Raw genomic sequence first — 17675 nt, 5'->3', positions numbered from 1 at the left:
TTTGCATACCAGCAAGTATGCAAACAGTAGTATATAGAGTACTTATTGTGTTTTTTTTGATTCTAAAAAAATCTTAGAATCCTAATCCGCCAGCTGTATTAGCGTAAGTCCAGCTAAGGTTAGTTGTAGTAGCACCAACGGTTTGAGAACCTTCAGTAACTTGAGTTGTCCAAGTTGCAGCTCTTTCAGTAAAAGTTGGGTCTGCAATTATAGTTGTTTCGTATGTTTCGTTACCATCAATATCATCATCACAGTTAGCTATACAGCCACCTTTTTCAACAAAAATACTGTTATCGAAACCAACAATTTCCCACTTTTCTAAGATAATTTCACCATCTAAAAAGTTTTGTGCTACAGCGTTGTTATCTAATTCAACATCAGCTTTATCTTTAAAGCCTTTTGCGTATACATTTTTAACTGTACCTGTAGCTTTACTTCTAAAATCTGCATATTCTCCGTTAGGTGTATCTAAGTTTCCAATTAAAGTTACATTTTGTAAAGTAAAAGAACCTGTAGCAGTACCTTCTCTACCATCAATTTCTAAAGCGTGATCTGAAGCAGCACCTAATACAACTACTGCATTATCAATAGTTCCAGAGTAAGCTTGGTCAATATCAAGAGCATCATCACCTTGCGCCCATACTAATAAGTTAGAAGCGTTAACTGTACCTCCAAAAAACTCGATACCATCATCAACATTTGCAATAACTTCAATGTTATCTATAACTGTTTTGTTACCAACACCACCCAAAGTTAATCCGTTAATTTCGTTTCCTTCTCCAATTAAAGCTCCACCATGACGGATAGATACATATTTAAGAATTCCAGAATCATCATCTGCAACGTTACCTCCGTATAAACCAAAAGTATCATCAGCAGGAATACCTTCTATTTGAACCTCGGTTAAATCTCCTTTAAAAGAACAAGGTGCGTTTCCTAAAATAATTAAACCACCCCAAAGACCTCTATTAGTTTCGTCTAGGTTAGTTCCAGCAGTTTGTCCTGGCTCTATATTATCGCTTGATGAAGTGAAAATAATTGGGCTAGAAGCTGTACCAACAGCATTAATTTTTGCTCCTCTAGCAACTATAAGAGCAGAAGCTAAAGATCCTGTTCCTGGTTTTCCTTTTATAATTGTACCAGCCTCGATAGTTAATGTAGCGCCAGCTTCAACAACAACTTTTTGGTTTAATTCGTAAACTTTATCGTTAGTCCAAGACGTATCAGAAGATATAGCTCCGGTAACAGCAACAACTTCAGCTCCGGTAGAGCCTCCATTTCCGTCTTGTATTATTGTTATTTCTTCTATAATAATAGGCGTATCATCATCTTTAAAACATCCTGTAAATACTAAAGTAGATGCGATTAACAAGGTTAAAAATAATTTTTTCATGAGTTTGATTTTAAAATATTCTTAGTTAAATTTTTGTTTAAATTCTTTCGGCAAAGAAACTACCGTTTTATAAATAATGTGTTATCTCAGGATTAAAGAACCGTAATAAAAGCGTTAGGTTAGTGTTAAGTAAATTAGCTATATTTTGGTTGTTCGTTACATTTAGTTAACATTAAATTTCAGGCTTTTGTATAAAAGAAAACAGCTTTCAATTTAAATTGAAAGCTGTTTTTTAATGATATATATTGTTAGTTAAACAATATGTTGACTAATTATTTGTAGTGGTAGTAGATGAGGAATTATTATCTGCACTAGCCATAGTTAAAACTAAATCTTCTAAAGATATGGTATTGGCTTCAAGAGCAAATTTAATATTATTAGTGTTCGATTTTACCTTTAACTCTTTAGTTTGGTAACCAACAAAGCTACTTACTAAAGTGTACTCTCCGTCAATTAAATTATCAAACTTAAAAAAGCCTTTTTCATCAGATAAAACTTCGGTTCCAGTTTCTTTAATAGTAATCTTAGCAAACATTAAAGGCTCATTGTTAGATTCAAAATCTACTAATTTGCCACTTATAGAGCCTGTGCTTTGCGAATACGATATTGCAGAGATAAAAAATAAGGCTATGTATAAAATATGTTTCATTACTGTTATAAAATCTGGCGCAAAAATACATTTAGAAATAGCTTTTATGTGTTACCAAATAGTTAAACATAAATGATTAAAAGGTTACCCTAACGTTAAGAGATTTACCACTACAGTATTTGCCAAATTTATTATCTTGCCAGAACTAAAAAAAGACTATGAACTGGGAGCAATTACTATCTTTAAAGCGCTATGGCGACACCAATAAACGTATTCGAAAGGAGCAAGATGAAACCCGTTTGGGGTTCGAGGTAGATTACGATCGTATTATTTTCTCATCAGCATTTAGAAGCCTTCAAGATAAAACACAAGTTATACCATTATCGGAAACCGATTTTGTTCATACGCGACTTACACATAGTTTAGAGGTAAGTGTAGTTGGACGTTCATTAGGAAGGCGTGTAGGGCAAAAATTAATAGAAAAGCACCCACATTTGCAAAGTGCTCTTGGGTATCAAGCCAACGATTTTGGTGCCATTGTAGCAGCAGCAGCCTTAGCGCACGATATAGGAAATCCGCCTTTTGGGCACTCTGGTGAAAAAGCTATTGGCGAGTTTTTTAAAACAGGACGTGGTAAAGCCTATAAAACCCAATTAACAGAAAAAGAATATCAAGATTTATGCGATTTTGAGGGAAATGCCAACGGGTTTAAAATTTTAACCGAAAGCAGAGCGGGGCGTATTGGAGGTTTAAGATTAAGTTATGCCACACTTGGAGCTTTTATGAAATACCCCAAAGAGTCGCTACCAAAAAAACCAACAACACACATAGCCGATAAAAAATATGGCTTTTTTCAATCTGAAAAAGAAGCCTTTAAAGATGTAGCAAACGAGTTGGGTTTACTAAGCAGAAGTAAAACCGATATAAGTTATTCCCGCCATCCGCTAGCCTATTTAGTTGAAGCTGCCGATGATATTTGTTATACCATAATCGATTTTGAAGATGGTATAAACCTTGGGCTTATACAAGAAGAGTTTGCGTTAGAATATTTATCTAAAATAATTAGAGACAACATAAAACCAGAAAATTATTATGCCCTTTCTACTAAAGAAGATCGTGTAGGTTACTTACGAGCATTAGCCATAGGCTCGCTTATAAACGATGCTGTTAATATTTTTATGCAACATGAAAAAGCAATTTTAAATGGTAACTTTAATTGTGCTCTACTCGATAAAAGTAAATACGATGCGCAAATAAAAGACATTATAAAAATAAGTATCGATAATATTTACCAATCTGCCGAGGTTGTAGATAAAGAAATAGCAGGCTACGGCGTAATAAATACATTGTTACAAACCTACACAAGTGCGGTAAATAACTGTTTTAATAATACAGGCTCTAATTACGATAAGCTTATATTAAAAGGGCTACCAAAAACTATAAAAGTAAACGACTCTAGTTTGTACAACCGTTTGTCAAGCGTTTGTTACTATGTGTCTTTACTGTCCGATAGTAAAGCCATTTTAGACTATAAAAAAATAAAAGGTATTAGCTTTTAATATACTTGGGCGTTACCCAAAAGGGTCGGGCTTTCACTACTCGCTGCCTCCTACCGTCGGCGAGCTTAAACATACCGTTCAATCCCTAACGCAGAAAGTGCTTACTAGGTTAGTTTTTCGAGTTAGCTTAGTTAAGTGTGCTTGTAGATATACATGGCTTTAATAACTTACTAACATTAAACAAAATTAGCTAAGTTAACTCGCAAAGGTAAGTTTTTATAAAAAACGCTTTAATGCTTTGCTTATGCCTAATACATCTAAACCAATATTTTTATACAATTGGTCAATCGTGCCATGCTCAATAAAAACATCAGGAATACCTATGGTTTTAATAGTATTTTTATAATGATTTTGGGTAGCAAATTCTGTAATTGCACTACCAAAACCGCCTTTAATGGCATTGTCTTCAATGGTAATTAAGGTGTTGTAAGTTTTAAAAATTGTATGAAGTTGCTTTTCGTCTAAAGGTTTTACAAACCGCATATCGTAATGCGAAACATTTAAATTTTCAATGGCTTTAGTAACGTTTTTAGCTATAGTTCCAATGCTTAAAACGGCAAGGTTTTTACCTTTTTTAAGTGTAGCGGCTTTGCTAATTTCTATTTTAGTAAAAGGTTGTTTCCAGTTTATAGTAATACCTCGACCTCTTGGGTAACGAATGGCTATAGGCTGTTTTAAACCTAATTGTGCAGTATACATAATGTTACGTAACTCCATTTCGTTTCGAGGTGCAAAAATAATAAGATTTGGTATACAGCGTAAGTAACTTAAATCGAAAACACCATGGTGCGTTGGTCCATCTTCTCCAACCAAACCAGCGCGGTCTAAACAAAAAATAACAGGTAGTTTTTGTATGGCTACATCATGAATTATTTGGTCGTAGGCACGTTGTAAAAAGGTAGAGTAAATGTTACAAAAGGGTATTAAGCCTTGTGTTGCCATACCGGCGGCAAGGGTTACGGCGTGTTGTTCTGCTATTCCAACATCAAAAGCTCGTTCTGGAATTTGTTCCATCATGTATTTTAATGAGCTTCCTGTTGGCATTGCAGGTGTTATGCCTACAATGTTTTTATTTTGTTTAGCAAGCTCAACAATAGTATGCCCAAAAACATCTTGATATTTTGGTGGTTGTATTGTTGTTGGTTTTATAGGTAAATCTCCTGTTTTGGCATCAAATTTACCGGGAGCATGGTATTTTACTTGGTTTGTTTCGGCTTGTTTTAGGCCTTTACCTTTTGTGGTTATAACATGTAAAAGCTTTGGGCCTTTAATGGTTTTTAGGCGTTGTAATTCTAAAATTACGGTGTTTAAATCGTGCCCATCAATGGGGCCAGAGTAGTTAAAGTTTAAAGCTTCAAAAATATTATCTTGTTTTTGCGTGCCTTTTTTTACGTTGGTTAAATATTGTTTTAATGCACCAACACTTGGGTCTATACCAATGGCATTGTCGTTTAAAATAACCAATATATTAGCATTGGTAACTCCAGCATGGTTTAAGCCTTCAAAAGCCATTCCGCTAGCAATAGAGGCATCGCCAATTACTGCAATGTGCTGTTTGTTTTCGCCTTTTAGTTTGGATGCTATGGCCATACCTAATGCGGCAGAAATAGATGTAGACGAATGCCCAACGCCAAAGGTATCGAATATACTTTCGTCTCGTTTTGGAAACCCGCTTATGCCTCCTAATTGCCTGTTGGTATGAAAATTATTAAGCCTGCCTGTTAGTATTTTATGACCATAGGCTTGGTGCCCAACATCCCAAATAAGTTGGTCTATTGGTGTGTTAAAAACATAATGTAATGCAATGGTAAGTTCTACAACGCCTAAGCTGGCGCCCAAATGGCCTTCTTTTGTTGCTACTATGTTAATAATAAATTCTCGCAACTCTTTGGCAAGTTGTGGTAAGTCTTTTGGTTTTAAAAGACGAAGCGCTTTAGGCGATTTTATATGTTGTAGTATACTTTTTTGCACACAGCAAAAGTACGAGAATGAATTTGTATTTTTGTTATTATGATAGAACCTTTTGATGATACTTATTTTATGAAGAAAGCACTACAGGAAGCCGAAATAGCTTTTGATAAAGGCGAAATTCCTGTTGGGGCTGTTATAGTTATTGATAATAAAATTATTGCTAGAGGGCATAATTTAACCGAAACGTTAAATGATGTTACGGCGCATGCCGAAATGCAAGCCATAACGGCTGCGGCTAATTTTTTAGGTGGTAAATATCTTCAAAAATGTACGTTGTATGTAACGTTAGAGCCTTGCCAAATGTGTGCGGGTGCTTTGTATTGGAGCCAGATTTCTAAAATTGTTTATGGGGCTAGAGATGAAGCTAGAGGTTGTATTAATTTAAACACTAAATTGCATCCAAAAACTACTATTTCTGGTGGTATTTTGGCTAATGATGCGGCGGCGCTTTTAAAACGTTTTTTTGTAGAGAAGCGTAACTTGAATTAATAACGTGTTTTTTTTGCGTTAGGGATTGAACGGTGTGTTTAAGCTCGCCGACGGTAGGAGGCAGCGAGTAGTGAAAGCCCGACCCTTGTGGTAACGCCCAGATATTAATATTTTTTACGCTTCTGGTTTTCGCGCATTTTATCTAAGTTTTCTTTGGTTAGCATATAGTCTTTCATGTTTTTGTCTTTCCAGTGGTGGTATGTAAATAACGGAAATACAACGAGAAATAAACCTGCAACACCAAAGCCTATAAGTTTTTCGGCGTATGTAACATTGAGAGTAAAGCCTAAAATAATGCTTGTAAATGCGGCAATGGTTAGTATGTATATTATATTTTTCATAAAAACTATTGTGTAAAGTTAATGAGTTGCTGCCTGTAAGCGGTTAATAGTTTAGATCTTGAAATGTAACCATAATATTTTCCGTCTTTTATAACGGGTAAATTCCATGCGCCACTAGATTTAAATTTGTCCATAATGGTGTTCATGTTGTCTTCGTTATAGTTAATAATTCCGGCATCGGCATGCATAATGCTTGCGGCATCTACTTTGTGGTAAAGGTCTGTGTCGAACATCATGTGCCTAATATCGTCTAACCGGATAACACCTAAAAATTCATGGTGGTCGTTTACTACAGGAAAATGATTTCTAGAGGATTTTGCAACGGCATTTTTTAGTATGTCGTGCAGTTTCATTTCTGGTTTTAAAATAATAAAGTTGGTTTCTATTACTTTATTAATGTCTAAAACCATTAATACGTTTTTGTCTTTATCGTGTGTCATTAACTCGCCACGCTGAGCTAGTTTTAAGGTGTAAATAGAGTGCGAAATATAATATTTTGTTATGGTGAATGATATTGCAGAGACAATCATTAACGGTACAAAAAGCTCGTAACCACCAGTAATTTCGGCTATTAAGAAAATTGCGGTTAATGGGGCGTGTAATACACCTGCCATTAGGCCTGTCATGCCTATTAGTGTAAAATTAGATTCGGATACATGAAAATCTAGGCCAATGTTATTAATAATTTTGGCAAATGCGTTGCCTAAAACGTTACCCATTACTAGAGTAGGAATAAATACACCACCAACGCCACCAGCACCAAATGTGGTGGTCATGGCTATGGCTTTAAATATACCAATGCCTAATAGAAGGGCAATAACTATCCAGACGTTAGATAAATCTAAATTAAAAGGTGTGGTGCCAATGGCTGCTAGATGGTCGCCTTTTAAAAGGTTGTTCATAATACCGTAACCTTCACCATAAAGTGGCGGAATGAAATAGAGTATGGTTCCTATGGCTAAGCCACCAATTAAAAGCCTAATGGCTCTGCTTTCAAATTGTTTAAAAAAATTGGTTATTGCAAAAAATACTTTCGAAAAATATACGGATGCAAACCCAGTTACTACTGCTAATAAAATATAAAAAACAATATCGTTAACTTCAAATTTATCTGTAAGTTGAAAACGTAACAAAACATCGGTTCCTAAAAACATATATGAAGTAACAACTGCCGAAACCGAAGCTAATAAAAGCGGTACTAAAGAGGTAAATGCTATATCGAGGCTAAATATTTCTATGGCAAAAATTATAGCAGCAATGGGTGCTTTAAACATAGATGCCATGGCGCCAGCTGCTGCGCAACCTATTAAAAGCATTCGTGTTTTGGTATTCATACGAAACAGTCGTGCTGCATTAGAACCTAGTGCTGCTCCTACGCTAACGGCTGGACCTTGTAATCCTACCGAGCCACCAAAGCCAGCTGTTAATGGGGCTGTTATTAATGAGGCATAAATATTATATCTGGGAATAATACCATTAAGTTTCGAAATGGCATATAGTGTTGATGATATGCCATGTCCAATATGCTTTTTTAACCAAGTTTGTTTAATAATGTAAACTAAAAACAAGCCAATCATTGGGAAAATGAAGTATAACGAGTTTTGGTAATTATTAAAAAAATCTAATTTAAAAAGCTGGCGGATATAATGTGTTAAGTTTTTAAGAACTACGGTGCCCATTCCGGCAAGAAAGCCCGTTAAAATACTTAAAATATAAATAAATTGACGCTCTGAAATATGTTTGTATTTCCAGATTAAAAATGTACGTAACAATTTTTTAGTAAACGAAGGCATATATAAAACTACTAAAAAATCCTGCAATTTGCAGGATTTTTAATGAGTTATGATTGTAAATTAAGTTTTAAGCTTAATTCTGTTAGTTGTTCGTCGTCAATTGGTGCCGGTGCATCTATCATTACATCGCGACCCGAGTTGTTTTTAGGGAAAGCAATAAAATCTCTAATGGTTTCTTGTCCGCCTAGTATAGCAACCAATCTGTCTAATCCAAAGGCTAATCCGCCATGTGGTGGCGCGCCGTATTGAAAGGCATCCATTAAGAAACCAAATTGAGCTTTAGCTTCTTCTGGCGTAAAGCCTAAATAATCAAACATTAATGATTGTGTTTCTTTATCATGTATTCTAATAGAGCCTCCTCCAATTTCGTTACCGTTTAAAACTAAATCGTAAGCGTTGGCTTTAACATCGCCAGGGTTTGTTTTTAATAGTTCTAATTGTCCTGGTTTTGGCGATGTAAATGGATGATGCATGGCGTGGTAGCGCTCTGTATCTTCGTCCCATTCTAATAGCGGGAAATCCATAACCCAAAGAGGAGCAAACTCGTTTGGTTTACGTAAGCCTAAACGTTCTGCTAACTCCATACGTAATGCACTTAATTGTGCGCGTACTTTGTTTTTTGGTCCTGAAAGTACACAGACTAAATCGCCTGGTTTTGCGCCTGTAACTTCTGCCCATTTTGCTAAATCGTCTTGATTGTAAAATTTATCGACTGATGATTTATAGCTTCCGTCTTCATTACAACGCGAGTAAACCATGCCTAAAGCTCCAACTTGTGGTCGTTTTACCCAATCAATTAATTTGTCGATTTCTTTTCTGGTATAACTATTGCCTCCAGGAACAGCAATACCAACGACTAATTCGGCATTGTTAAATACATTAAAATCTTTGTGTTGAGCAACGTGGTTTAACTCGCCAAACTCCATACCAAACCTAATATCTGGTTTGTCGTTTCCGTATAAGCGCATAGCATCGTCGTATAATATTCTTGGAAATTTTTCAACCTCAACACCATTTACTTCTTTTAATAAGTGTCGTGTTAATCCTTCAAAAGCATTAAGTATATCTTCTTGCTCTATAAAAGCCATTTCGCAATCAATTTGAGTGAATTCTGGCTGCCTATCGGCACGTAAATCTTCATCTCTAAAACATTTTACAATCTGGAAATATTTATCCATGCCTCCTACCATAAGCAGTTGTTTAAAGGTTTGTGGCGATTGCGGAAGTGCGTAAAATTGTCCTTCATTCATTCGAGAAGGCACAACAAAATCTCGAGCACCTTCGGGCGTAGATTTTATTAAATAAGGTGTTTCTACTTCAATAAAACCTTCTTTAGATAGATAGTTTCTAACCTCTTGAGTTACTTTGTGTCTAAAAATTAGGCTTTCTTTTACAGGGTTGCGTCGTATATCTAAGTATCGATATTTCATTCGTAAATCTTCGCCGCCATCGGTTTTATCTTCTATTGTAAACGGTGGTAGTTTAGCTTCGTTTAAAATAATTAGCTCAGAAACTAATATCTCGATATCTCCTGTTGGGATATTTGGGTTTTTTGATGCACGCTCAATGACAGTTCCTTTGACTTGAATAACAAACTCGCGACCTAAATTTTGAGCTTTTTCAATAAGTTCTTTCGATGTGCGTTCTTCATCAAATACCAATTGAGTAATGCCGTAGCGATCACGTAAATCTACCCAAACAATAAAACCTTTATCTCTAGATTTTTGTACCCAACCAGCTAGGGTAACTTCTGTATTAATATTTGTAGCTGTTAATTCGCCACAATTATGACTTCTGTACATATTAAAATTTTGATGTGCAAATTTAATGAAATACGTTAGAGAATAACTTTTTATAGTTGTTTTTTTAGTTAAAAAAGGATTTTAATTAGTAATGGGTATGCCTTTTTTAGGTTTATATTGTACTTAAAATTAATTATTAAAAAGAGGCGATTGCTTATGTTGTATTTGTTGTTTGTTTTTGTGAAAAATATAAAATTTAACCTTGAATTTTAAGAATAATTTATGTTTTTGGTGTTTTTTATGTATATATTAGCAATAACTAACTTAAAATATTAATATTATGATTAAATTTTTGCAATTAAAACAATTGATGTTCATGTTGTTTATTGGCGTATCAGGATCGTTAGTAGCACAAGAGGTTTCTGGTACTGTTAAAGATGATTCTGGGCCATTGCCTGGCGTATCTGTAATAATTCAAGGTACAACAACAGGAACAACTACCGATTTTGACGGAAATTATTTAATTAATGCAAGTAACGGAGACATTTTGGTGTTTTCTTATGTTGGTTACGAGACACAACAAAAAACAGTTTCAGGTAGTACAATTAATGTTACTTTACATTCTGGTGTGGCATTAGATCAGGTTGTATTAATAGGCTCCAGAAACCCAAGTAGAACAGCTGTAGATACACCTGTGCCTGTTGATGTTATAGATGTTGCCGAATTGGCTTCTGCAGGTCCGCAAGTAAATTTAAACCAAATTTTAAATTTTGTTGCGCCTTCATTTACATCGAACACACAAACTATTTCAGATGGTACAGATCACATCGATCCAGCTTCTTTACGAGGTTTAGGCCCAGATCAAGTATTGGTTTTAATTAATGGAAAAAGACGTCATAATTCGTCTTTAGTAAATGTAAACGGAACCTTTGGTAGAGGTAGTGTAGGAACCGATTTAAATGCTATTCCATCTGGAGCTATTAAACGCTTAGAAGTCTTACGAGATGGTGCAGCAGCGCAATATGGGTCTGATGCTATTGCTGGTGTAATTAATATTGTTTTAAACGATAATGTTAATGAGCTAACATTAAATATGACCACGGGAGCACATTTTTCTAAAAATGCAAACGACCAAACAGGTGGTGTTGATGGTGAAACCGTAAATATTAGTGCTAATTACGGATTAAATTTAGGTGATAAAGGCGGATATATAAACTTTACTGGAGATTTTGATTTTAGAGAGCATTACAGCAGAATGAAAGAATGGGAAGGTAATGTATTTAATTTATATAATACCGTTGAAAGATTTGCAGATAATGATGGCTATAACTTAGCTAATTTGTTAGATGATGATGTTGATGATGTTATTATGTATGGTAATCAAGCAGGTTTAGGCTTAAGCCCTACAGCAACCAAAGCAGAATTGCAAGCTATTTTAAGTGATGATAATACAGCTGCCGAATTAGCCGCAAGAGGTTTAAATAGAAGCGATTTTAACATGCGTGTAGGTCAATCAGAAGTTAGAGGAGGACGCTTTTTTGCCAACATGTCTTTACCTTTAGATGATGAAGGTACAGAATTATACTCGTTTGCAGGAATGAGTTCTCGAAAAGGAAACTCGGCAGGATTTTACCGATTACCAAACCAAAGCAGAACCTATACACCAGCTTATATAAATGGGTTTTTACCAGAAATAAATTCTACAATTTCAGATAAATCTTTTGCTGTTGGTATTAAAGGTGTAGTAAACGGTTGGAATATTGATTTAAGTAATACTTGGGGTAAAAATGCATTTTTATATACTATTGGTAATACTTTTAACGCTTCGTTACAAAACGCATCGCCAACAACATTTGATGCTGGAGGGTTTAATTTTGCGCAAAACACAGTAAATCTAGATATTAATCAGTTTTATGATGATGTATTAAATGGGTTAAACATTGCTTTTGGTGCAGAATACCGTTTAGAGAATTATGAAATTGTTGCGGGCGAAGAAGCCTCTTACGGGCAGTATACTCAAGCTGGCGAGTTAATTACATTGCCAACTCAAAACCCAGCAGTAGACTTTTTTGGAAACGGTAGGCCAGGAGGATCTCAAGTATTTCCAGGATTTAGTCCTGCTAACGAGCTCTCTAGAGACAGAAGTAGCATTGCTGGTTATTTTGATTTAGAAGCCGATTTTTCTGAAACCTTTTTAGCAAGTTTTGCTACACGATTCGAAAATTATTCAGATTTTGGTTCTACCATTAACTTTAAACTAGCAGCTAGATTAAAAGCAAGCGATAATGTTAATATAAGAGCTGCTTTAAACACAGGCTTTAGAGCGCCTTCTTTACATCAATTAAACTTTAACTCTACATCAACCATTTTTCAAGATGGTATTCCTGTTGAGGTTGGAACATTCTCAAACGATAGCCGTGCTGCAAAACTATTAGGTATTCCGCAGTTAAAAGAGGAAACCTCTAGAAGTTTAAGTTTAGGCTTTACAGCTAAAATGCCAGACGCTAATTTAACCTTAACTGTCGATGGGTATTTTGTAGGTATAGATGATAGAGTGGTTTATACAGGTCAATTTGCAGGCCCAGGAACAGGCACAGAACTAGATAACTTATTGTCGCAAGCAAATGCTTCAGCAGCATCGTTTTTTGCTAATGCTATCGATACAGAATCAAAAGGTTTAGATATTGTTTTAACTCATAAAACAGACTTAGGAGCAAATTCTAGATTAAAATCAGATTTATCAGGAACGTTTTCTAAAACAAAACAAGTAGGAGATATTAATGCTTCTAGAGTTTTAGAAGATGCTGGATTAGTAGGAACATATTTCCCTGAAGATAGTAGAATTTATCTAGAAGAAGCTGTGCCAAGAACAAAAGTAAATTTATCTAATAGCTTTACAACAGGAAAATGGAATGTGTTTTTAAGAAATGTATGGTTTGGAAAAGTATCTGAGGCTACTACAAATGTTGATAACCAGCAAGTTTTTGATTCGAAACTTGTAACAGACCTAACCTTTGGGTATCAAGCATCCGAAAGCTTAACATTTACAGTTGGTGCTAATAACTTATTAGATGTTTACCCAGATAGAGCTATTGAGGCTAACAGAAGTGGTGGTCGTTTCGACTGGTCTAGACGGTCGCAGCAATTTGGTATAGGAGGACGTTTTCTTTTTGCTAGAGTAAGCTTTAAACTTAAATAATTAATTAAAATATAAAAGAATGCCCTGTAAGTATTTTATTTACAGGGCATTCTTGTTGGTTAAAGTATAGATAAGTAACGAATGAAAACTTTCAATTTTTTCACTCAATACAGTACGAATAATTAAATTTTAATATTAAAAATATGGTAATATGATAAATTATATCGATATTTAGGCAGACTAATTTCAAAACTAAATATTATGATTAAAGTATTGCATTTAAAAATGTACTTGCTTATGCTGTTGCTTTTTCCTGCAATTTCCTTTTCGCAAGGAGCTATTACAGGAACTGTTACAGATGGTGCAACCAATTTACCTTTAGGAGGTACAAATGTTATTATTAAAGGAACTAGTACTGGAACAACCGCAGATTTTGATGGTAATTTCAGTTTAAACGTAAACAATTTTCCTGTTACAATAGTATTTTCTTCCTTAGGGTTTGAAACTATTGAAAAACAAGTAAATTCTGCAGGTGTTGTTAATGTAACATTACAAGAGTCTGCTACGGCTTTAGATGAGGTTGTTATCTCAGGTTTAGCATCTAGTATTAAAAGAAAAAATGCTGCAAATTCTGTCGCGTCTATTTCTGCTGAAGATTTAGCAGGAGTTACACCACCGCAAACCTTAGATGGCGCGTTGGCTGGTAAGTTTACAGGTGCTTTGGTGTCGTCTAACTCGGGTGCACCAGGAGGTGGTTTATCGGTAAAACTAAGAGGTGTTACATCTATTAATGGTAACTCGCAACCATTATATATTATTGATGGTGTATATATTGATAATAGTAGTATTTCTTCAGGAGGTTTAAATGCTGTATCAGGAGCTGCAAGTGGAGGAAACCCTTCATCTCAAGATAATGCTACAAATAGAATAGCAGATATAAACCCAGACGATATTGCTAATATTGAAATATTAAAAGGAGCATCTGCTTCTGCAATATATGGTTCTCGAGGAGCAGCAGGTGTTATTATTATTACTACTAAAAAAGGTAAAGCAGGTAAAACTAATTTAAACTTTTCTCAATCTATAGGGTTTAACGAAGTTATTAATTTGCAAGGTCAAAGAAATTGGACTGAAGAGTTAGCAGAAAGTGTATATGGAGAAGGCGCACTTTATACAGCTGCTAAAAATGCTGGAACTTTAAGAGATTACGAAAAAGAAATTTTTGGAGAAAAAGGTTTTATATCTAATACTAATATAAGTATGTCTGGCGGATCAGATAAAACTACATTTTATGGTGGTATTACTAGAAACCAAGAAGATGGTATTGTTAAACGTACAGGTTACGATAAAACATCATTTAGGTTAAATGTAGATCATAGATTTACAGATAATATAAAGTTATCTTTAGTAAGTAATTATATTAACTCATCTGCAGATAGAGGTTTCTTTAATAACGATAATACGGGAACAACCATTGGTGTTGCATTAACATCTACACGCCCTTGGGATTATTTATTACCAGATGCAAATGGAAACTATCCCGATCATCCAAATAACTCATCAAATCCATTACAAACCAGAGATTTGATGACAAATAATGAAACCACAAAAAGATTTATTACAGGTGGTACTTTAGATATTAATTTATATAGAGGAGATCGATCAGACTTACAATTTGTAGCAAAAGCAGGTTCAGATCACTATACTTTAACATCTACAGTAATTTTCCCTAAAGAGTTACAATTTATGAGGCCAGACCAAGGTGGTGTTAATGGTGTATCTGCAGTATCTAATACAACAAATACAAATGCAAATTACTCGGCGTTTTTAGTGCATAATTATACTACAGATAGCGATATTAATTTTACAACACAAGCTGGTGTAACTAACGAGCAATTTTCGCAGAACGTAGTTAGAGTTATAGCATCCGATTTAATTGCTTCAGAAACTAATGTAGATCAGGCAGCAAATCAAACCGTAAATCAATTTAGATTAGAACAAGAAGATTTTGGATTTTTTGTTCAAGAGTCTGTTAACTACCAAGATAAGTTAATAGCAACATTAGGTATTCGTGGTGATAAATCTACAAATAACGGAGATAATAATGAGTTGTTTTATTATCCAAAAGCTTCTTTAGCAGCAAACTTACATAATTTTGATTTTTGGGGAGGTAACGAAACTATAAATAGATTTAAGCCAAGAATTGCTTATGGTGAAGCAGGAACTTTTGCAGCATTTGGGTCGTTATTTACCATTTACGGTAGTGCAGGAATAGATGGTAATGTAGGTATAGCAGTACCAACTATTAGAGGTAACGAAGATATTACCCCTGAAAGACAAAGCGAACTAGAACTAGGTTTTGATGCCGGATTTTTAAATAATAAAATTTCTTTAGAGTTTACTTACTATAAGAAAAAAGTTGAAGATTTATTATTAAATGCCAATATAGAACCATCGTCTGGTTTTGTTACAGAGTGGACAAATGCTGGTACACTTGAAAATAGAGGTGTTGAAATAGGTGTTAATATAAACGCTTTTGATACCGATGATTTTACATGGGATACAGGAATTACTTGGTATAAAAATACTTCTGAAATGACTAAACTAAATGTACCTACTTTTAATTTAGGTGGATTTGGTAATAGTTTAGGGCAATTTCAAATTGAAGAAGGTAAAAGTGTAACGCAAATTGTAGGTACAACAGGGCCAGGAACTCCAGTATCTGTTTTAGGTGATGCCGAACCAGATTTTCAAATGTCATTTACTAATAATTTTTCGTATAAAGACTTTACATTATCATTTTTATGGCACTGGAAAAAAGGTGGAGATAATATAAACCTAACAAAATTATTATCTGATTTTGGAGGAACTAGTGCTGATTATGACGATTTTACTGTTGATCCTGATGGACTAATCCCTAATGGAGAGTATAGAACTACAAACGGAATTTTTGCAGGAAATGCAACACCTTTTGTTGAAGATGCTTCTTATTTAAGACTTAGAGAAATAGGTTTATATTATACTGTACCTAAAGAAAATTTAGACAAATGGTTTAGCGGTGTGGTATCTAATGTAAAAATTGGATTATCTGGTAATAACCTAATTAATATTTTTGATTATAATAGTTATGACCCTGAAGTATCTAACTTTGGTGGTAATGGATTATCAACAGGAGTTGAGGTTACACCTTTTCCATCGTCTAAAAGATATATGTTCCATTTATCAGCACAATTTTAAAAATTAAAAATTCAGAAAAATGAAGATAACAATAAAAATATACACATTAATTTTTGCCATTAGTGTTATGACGTTTACGTCGTGTACACTTGAAGGTGGCGAGAGTTTAAACGGAGCAAGTACATCATCAATATCCGATGATTTGTCAAGAGGAGAATTGCCACAAGCTATAGCTGGTGTGCTTTCTGATATGAGATCAAGATTAAATACCCAAATAGATGTACAAAGTATTTTTGGAAGAGAGTATTATTATTTTACAAGTTCAGACCCGCGTTTTGAAGGCGATGTAGTAACAGGACTTTTAGATAATAATACGTTTTACACAACAACACCTTGGTCTTCAAGATACGCTGCTATAAAAGACATCAATTTAGCATTAACAGGACTTGAAAATACAACTTCAGATTTTTCTACTCAAGAAATTGCATCAATTAGAGGCGTATTAAATACGTTAAAAGCCCACGAGTTGCTTTCTGTTGCTAACAATCAATATACAAATGGTATAAGAATTGATGTTGTAGACCCAGATAATTTAGGCGATTTTGTTACCCATGCAGATGCTTTAACAGAAATTAATAACCTTTTATCTTCAGCAGCAACAGATTTGGCAGCTGGAGGATCAAGTTTTCCATTTAATTTAACTTCTGGTTATACTGGTTTTGATACGCCTGCAGGTTTTTTACAATTTAACAAAGCCTTAAATGCAAGAGTTGAAGCTTATAGAGGAAATTATACAAATGTGTTATCATTATTAGGAGATTCTTTTATGGATATGTCTGGAGATTTAAATGAGGGAGTTTATCATACTTTCTCGTTATCAGGTGCAGATCAGCCTAATCCGCTTTTTATTGCCTTAAATCAAGAAGCTAATGTAAGGGTAGCTCACTCAAGCTTTATAGATGATGCTTTAGCTATGGATAGCAGAGTTGATAAAGTTGTTTTACGAGACGATCCTAGAGAAGCTTCAGGTTTAGTAGGTACACATGATGTTTGGTTGTATCAATCAAATGTAGATGCTATTCCATTAATGCGAAACGAAGAATTAATTCTTTTATATGCTGAAGCAAATATGGTATCTAGCCCAGCCGATGCTGTGATGGCTATAGATGTGGTTAGAAATGCAGCAGGCGTTGGACCATATTTAGGAGCTCAAACTCCAGCAGCTTTAGAAGATGAAATCCTTTTTCAAAGAAGATACTCGTTATTTGGAGAAGGGCATAGATGGGTAGATATGAGAAGGTTTGATAGACTTAGCGAATTACCTAACGATAGAGCTGGAGACAATGTGCCTGAAGCGGTACCAGTTCCTGCTAATGAGAATAAATAGAAAAATCCTAAAATATTTATAATCAAAAAGCCCCAACAATTGTTGGGGCTTTTCTTCGCTATTAACTAATCCTTTTAGTCTAAGAACAAAAAGGA

General features: G+C 34.6%; 11 protein-coding genes. 5 read left to right on the top strand and 6 right to left on the bottom strand.

What is annotated here, in order from left to right:
• Positions 1-73: 73 nt before the first annotated feature.
• Entirely contained in the window at positions 74-1393 is a 1320-nt protein-coding gene (locus tag ACNG5D_RS10770; protein WP_418183529.1) for a hypothetical protein, read from the bottom strand.
• A 268-nt stretch (positions 1394-1661) separates the two neighbouring features.
• Positions 1662-2042, bottom strand: a complete 381-nt coding sequence (locus ACNG5D_RS10765) for a carboxypeptidase-like regulatory domain-containing protein (RefSeq protein ID WP_418183528.1) — start codon at positions 2040-2042, stop codon at positions 1662-1664.
• A gap of 158 nt (positions 2043-2200) precedes the next feature.
• Between ACNG5D_RS10765 and dgt the strand changes: the two genes are divergently transcribed.
• Positions 2201-3541, top strand: a complete 1341-nt coding sequence (gene dgt / locus ACNG5D_RS10760) for a dGTP triphosphohydrolase (RefSeq protein ID WP_418183527.1) — start codon at positions 2201-2203, stop codon at positions 3539-3541.
• Positions 3542-3757: 216 nt separating this feature from the next.
• Here dgt and dxs read toward each other — a convergent pair whose 3' ends face one another.
• Positions 3758-5512 (bottom strand): 1-deoxy-D-xylulose-5-phosphate synthase, encoded by a 1755-nt coding sequence (gene dxs / locus ACNG5D_RS10755; RefSeq protein WP_418183526.1) that lies wholly within the window; start codon positions 5510-5512, stop codon positions 3758-3760.
• A gap of 39 nt (positions 5513-5551) precedes the next feature.
• On the opposite strand from dxs, the gene ACNG5D_RS10750 reads away from it, so the two are divergent.
• Positions 5552-6001 carry a nucleoside deaminase gene (locus ACNG5D_RS10750; RefSeq protein WP_418183525.1) on the top strand — a complete coding sequence of 150 codons (450 nt, stop codon included), beginning with the start codon at positions 5552-5554 and terminating at the stop codon, positions 5999-6001.
• 104 nt (positions 6002-6105) lie between these two features.
• Here ACNG5D_RS10750 and ACNG5D_RS10745 read toward each other — a convergent pair whose 3' ends face one another.
• From ACNG5D_RS10745 to aspS, 3 genes are read right to left on the bottom strand one after another with little or no spacing between them, the layout of a single operon-like run.
• Positions 6106-6342, bottom strand: coding sequence for a hypothetical protein (locus ACNG5D_RS10745; RefSeq protein ID WP_418183524.1), 237 nt, complete (start codon positions 6340-6342; stop codon positions 6106-6108).
• A 5-nt stretch (positions 6343-6347) separates the two neighbouring features.
• A complete protein-coding gene (locus tag ACNG5D_RS10740) occupies positions 6348-8135 on the bottom strand; it encodes a chloride channel protein (protein WP_418183782.1) in 1788 nt (595 codons plus the stop codon).
• Positions 8136-8182: 47 nt separating this feature from the next.
• Positions 8183-9937, bottom strand: a complete 1755-nt coding sequence (gene aspS / locus ACNG5D_RS10735) for an aspartate--tRNA ligase (protein WP_418183523.1) — start codon at positions 9935-9937, stop codon at positions 8183-8185.
• 280 nt (positions 9938-10217) lie between these two features.
• Here aspS and ACNG5D_RS10730 point away from each other — a divergent pair, with 280 nt between their 5' ends.
• The 3 genes from ACNG5D_RS10730 (at position 10218) to ACNG5D_RS10720 (ending at position 17580) form a co-directional block, all read left to right on the top strand.
• The gene (locus ACNG5D_RS10730; RefSeq protein ID WP_418183522.1) at positions 10218-13076 is read left to right on the top strand and encodes a TonB-dependent receptor; all 2859 of its coding nucleotides are present in this window, start codon (positions 10218-10220) and stop codon (positions 13074-13076) included.
• A 201-nt stretch (positions 13077-13277) separates the two neighbouring features.
• Positions 13278-16253 carry a SusC/RagA family TonB-linked outer membrane protein gene (locus ACNG5D_RS10725; protein ID WP_418183521.1) on the top strand — a complete coding sequence of 992 codons (2976 nt, stop codon included), beginning with the start codon at positions 13278-13280 and terminating at the stop codon, positions 16251-16253.
• A 19-nt stretch (positions 16254-16272) separates the two neighbouring features.
• Positions 16273-17580, top strand: coding sequence for a RagB/SusD family nutrient uptake outer membrane protein (locus ACNG5D_RS10720; protein ID WP_418183520.1), 1308 nt, complete (start codon positions 16273-16275; stop codon positions 17578-17580).
• Positions 17581-17675: the final 95 nt, after the last annotated feature.

This window comes from Algibacter ulvanivorans, assembly GCF_048381495.1.
Lineage (GTDB): Bacteria > Bacteroidota > Bacteroidia > Flavobacteriales > Flavobacteriaceae > Algibacter_B > Algibacter_B ulvanivorans.
This window is presented reverse-complemented; position numbering and strand designations above follow the sequence as displayed.

What these genes read in the sequence shown, in the direction of transcription:
- aspS (WP_418183523.1), bottom strand. Translation starts at nt 9,937, where the DNA reads ATGTACAGAAGTCATAATTGTGGCGAATTAACAGCTACAAATATTAAT.
- ACNG5D_RS10770 (WP_418183529.1), bottom strand. Translation starts at nt 1,393, where the DNA reads ATGAAAAAATTATTTTTAACCTTGTTAATCGCATCTACTTTAGTATTT.
- ACNG5D_RS10725 (WP_418183521.1), top strand. Translation starts at nt 13,278, where the DNA reads ATGATTAAAGTATTGCATTTAAAAATGTACTTGCTTATGCTGTTGCTT.
- ACNG5D_RS10765 (WP_418183528.1), bottom strand. Translation starts at nt 2,042, where the DNA reads ATGAAACATATTTTATACATAGCCTTATTTTTTATCTCTGCAATATCG.
- ACNG5D_RS10730 (WP_418183522.1), top strand. Translation starts at nt 10,218, where the DNA reads ATGATTAAATTTTTGCAATTAAAACAATTGATGTTCATGTTGTTTATT.
- ACNG5D_RS10720 (WP_418183520.1), top strand. Translation starts at nt 16,273, where the DNA reads ATGAAGATAACAATAAAAATATACACATTAATTTTTGCCATTAGTGTT.
- ACNG5D_RS10750 (WP_418183525.1), top strand. Translation starts at nt 5,552, where the DNA reads ATGATAGAACCTTTTGATGATACTTATTTTATGAAGAAAGCACTACAG.
- ACNG5D_RS10740 (WP_418183782.1), bottom strand. Translation starts at nt 8,135, where the DNA reads ATGCCTTCGTTTACTAAAAAATTGTTACGTACATTTTTAATCTGGAAA.
- ACNG5D_RS10745 (WP_418183524.1), bottom strand. Translation starts at nt 6,342, where the DNA reads ATGAAAAATATAATATACATACTAACCATTGCCGCATTTACAAGCATT.
- dgt (WP_418183527.1), top strand. Translation starts at nt 2,201, where the DNA reads ATGAACTGGGAGCAATTACTATCTTTAAAGCGCTATGGCGACACCAAT.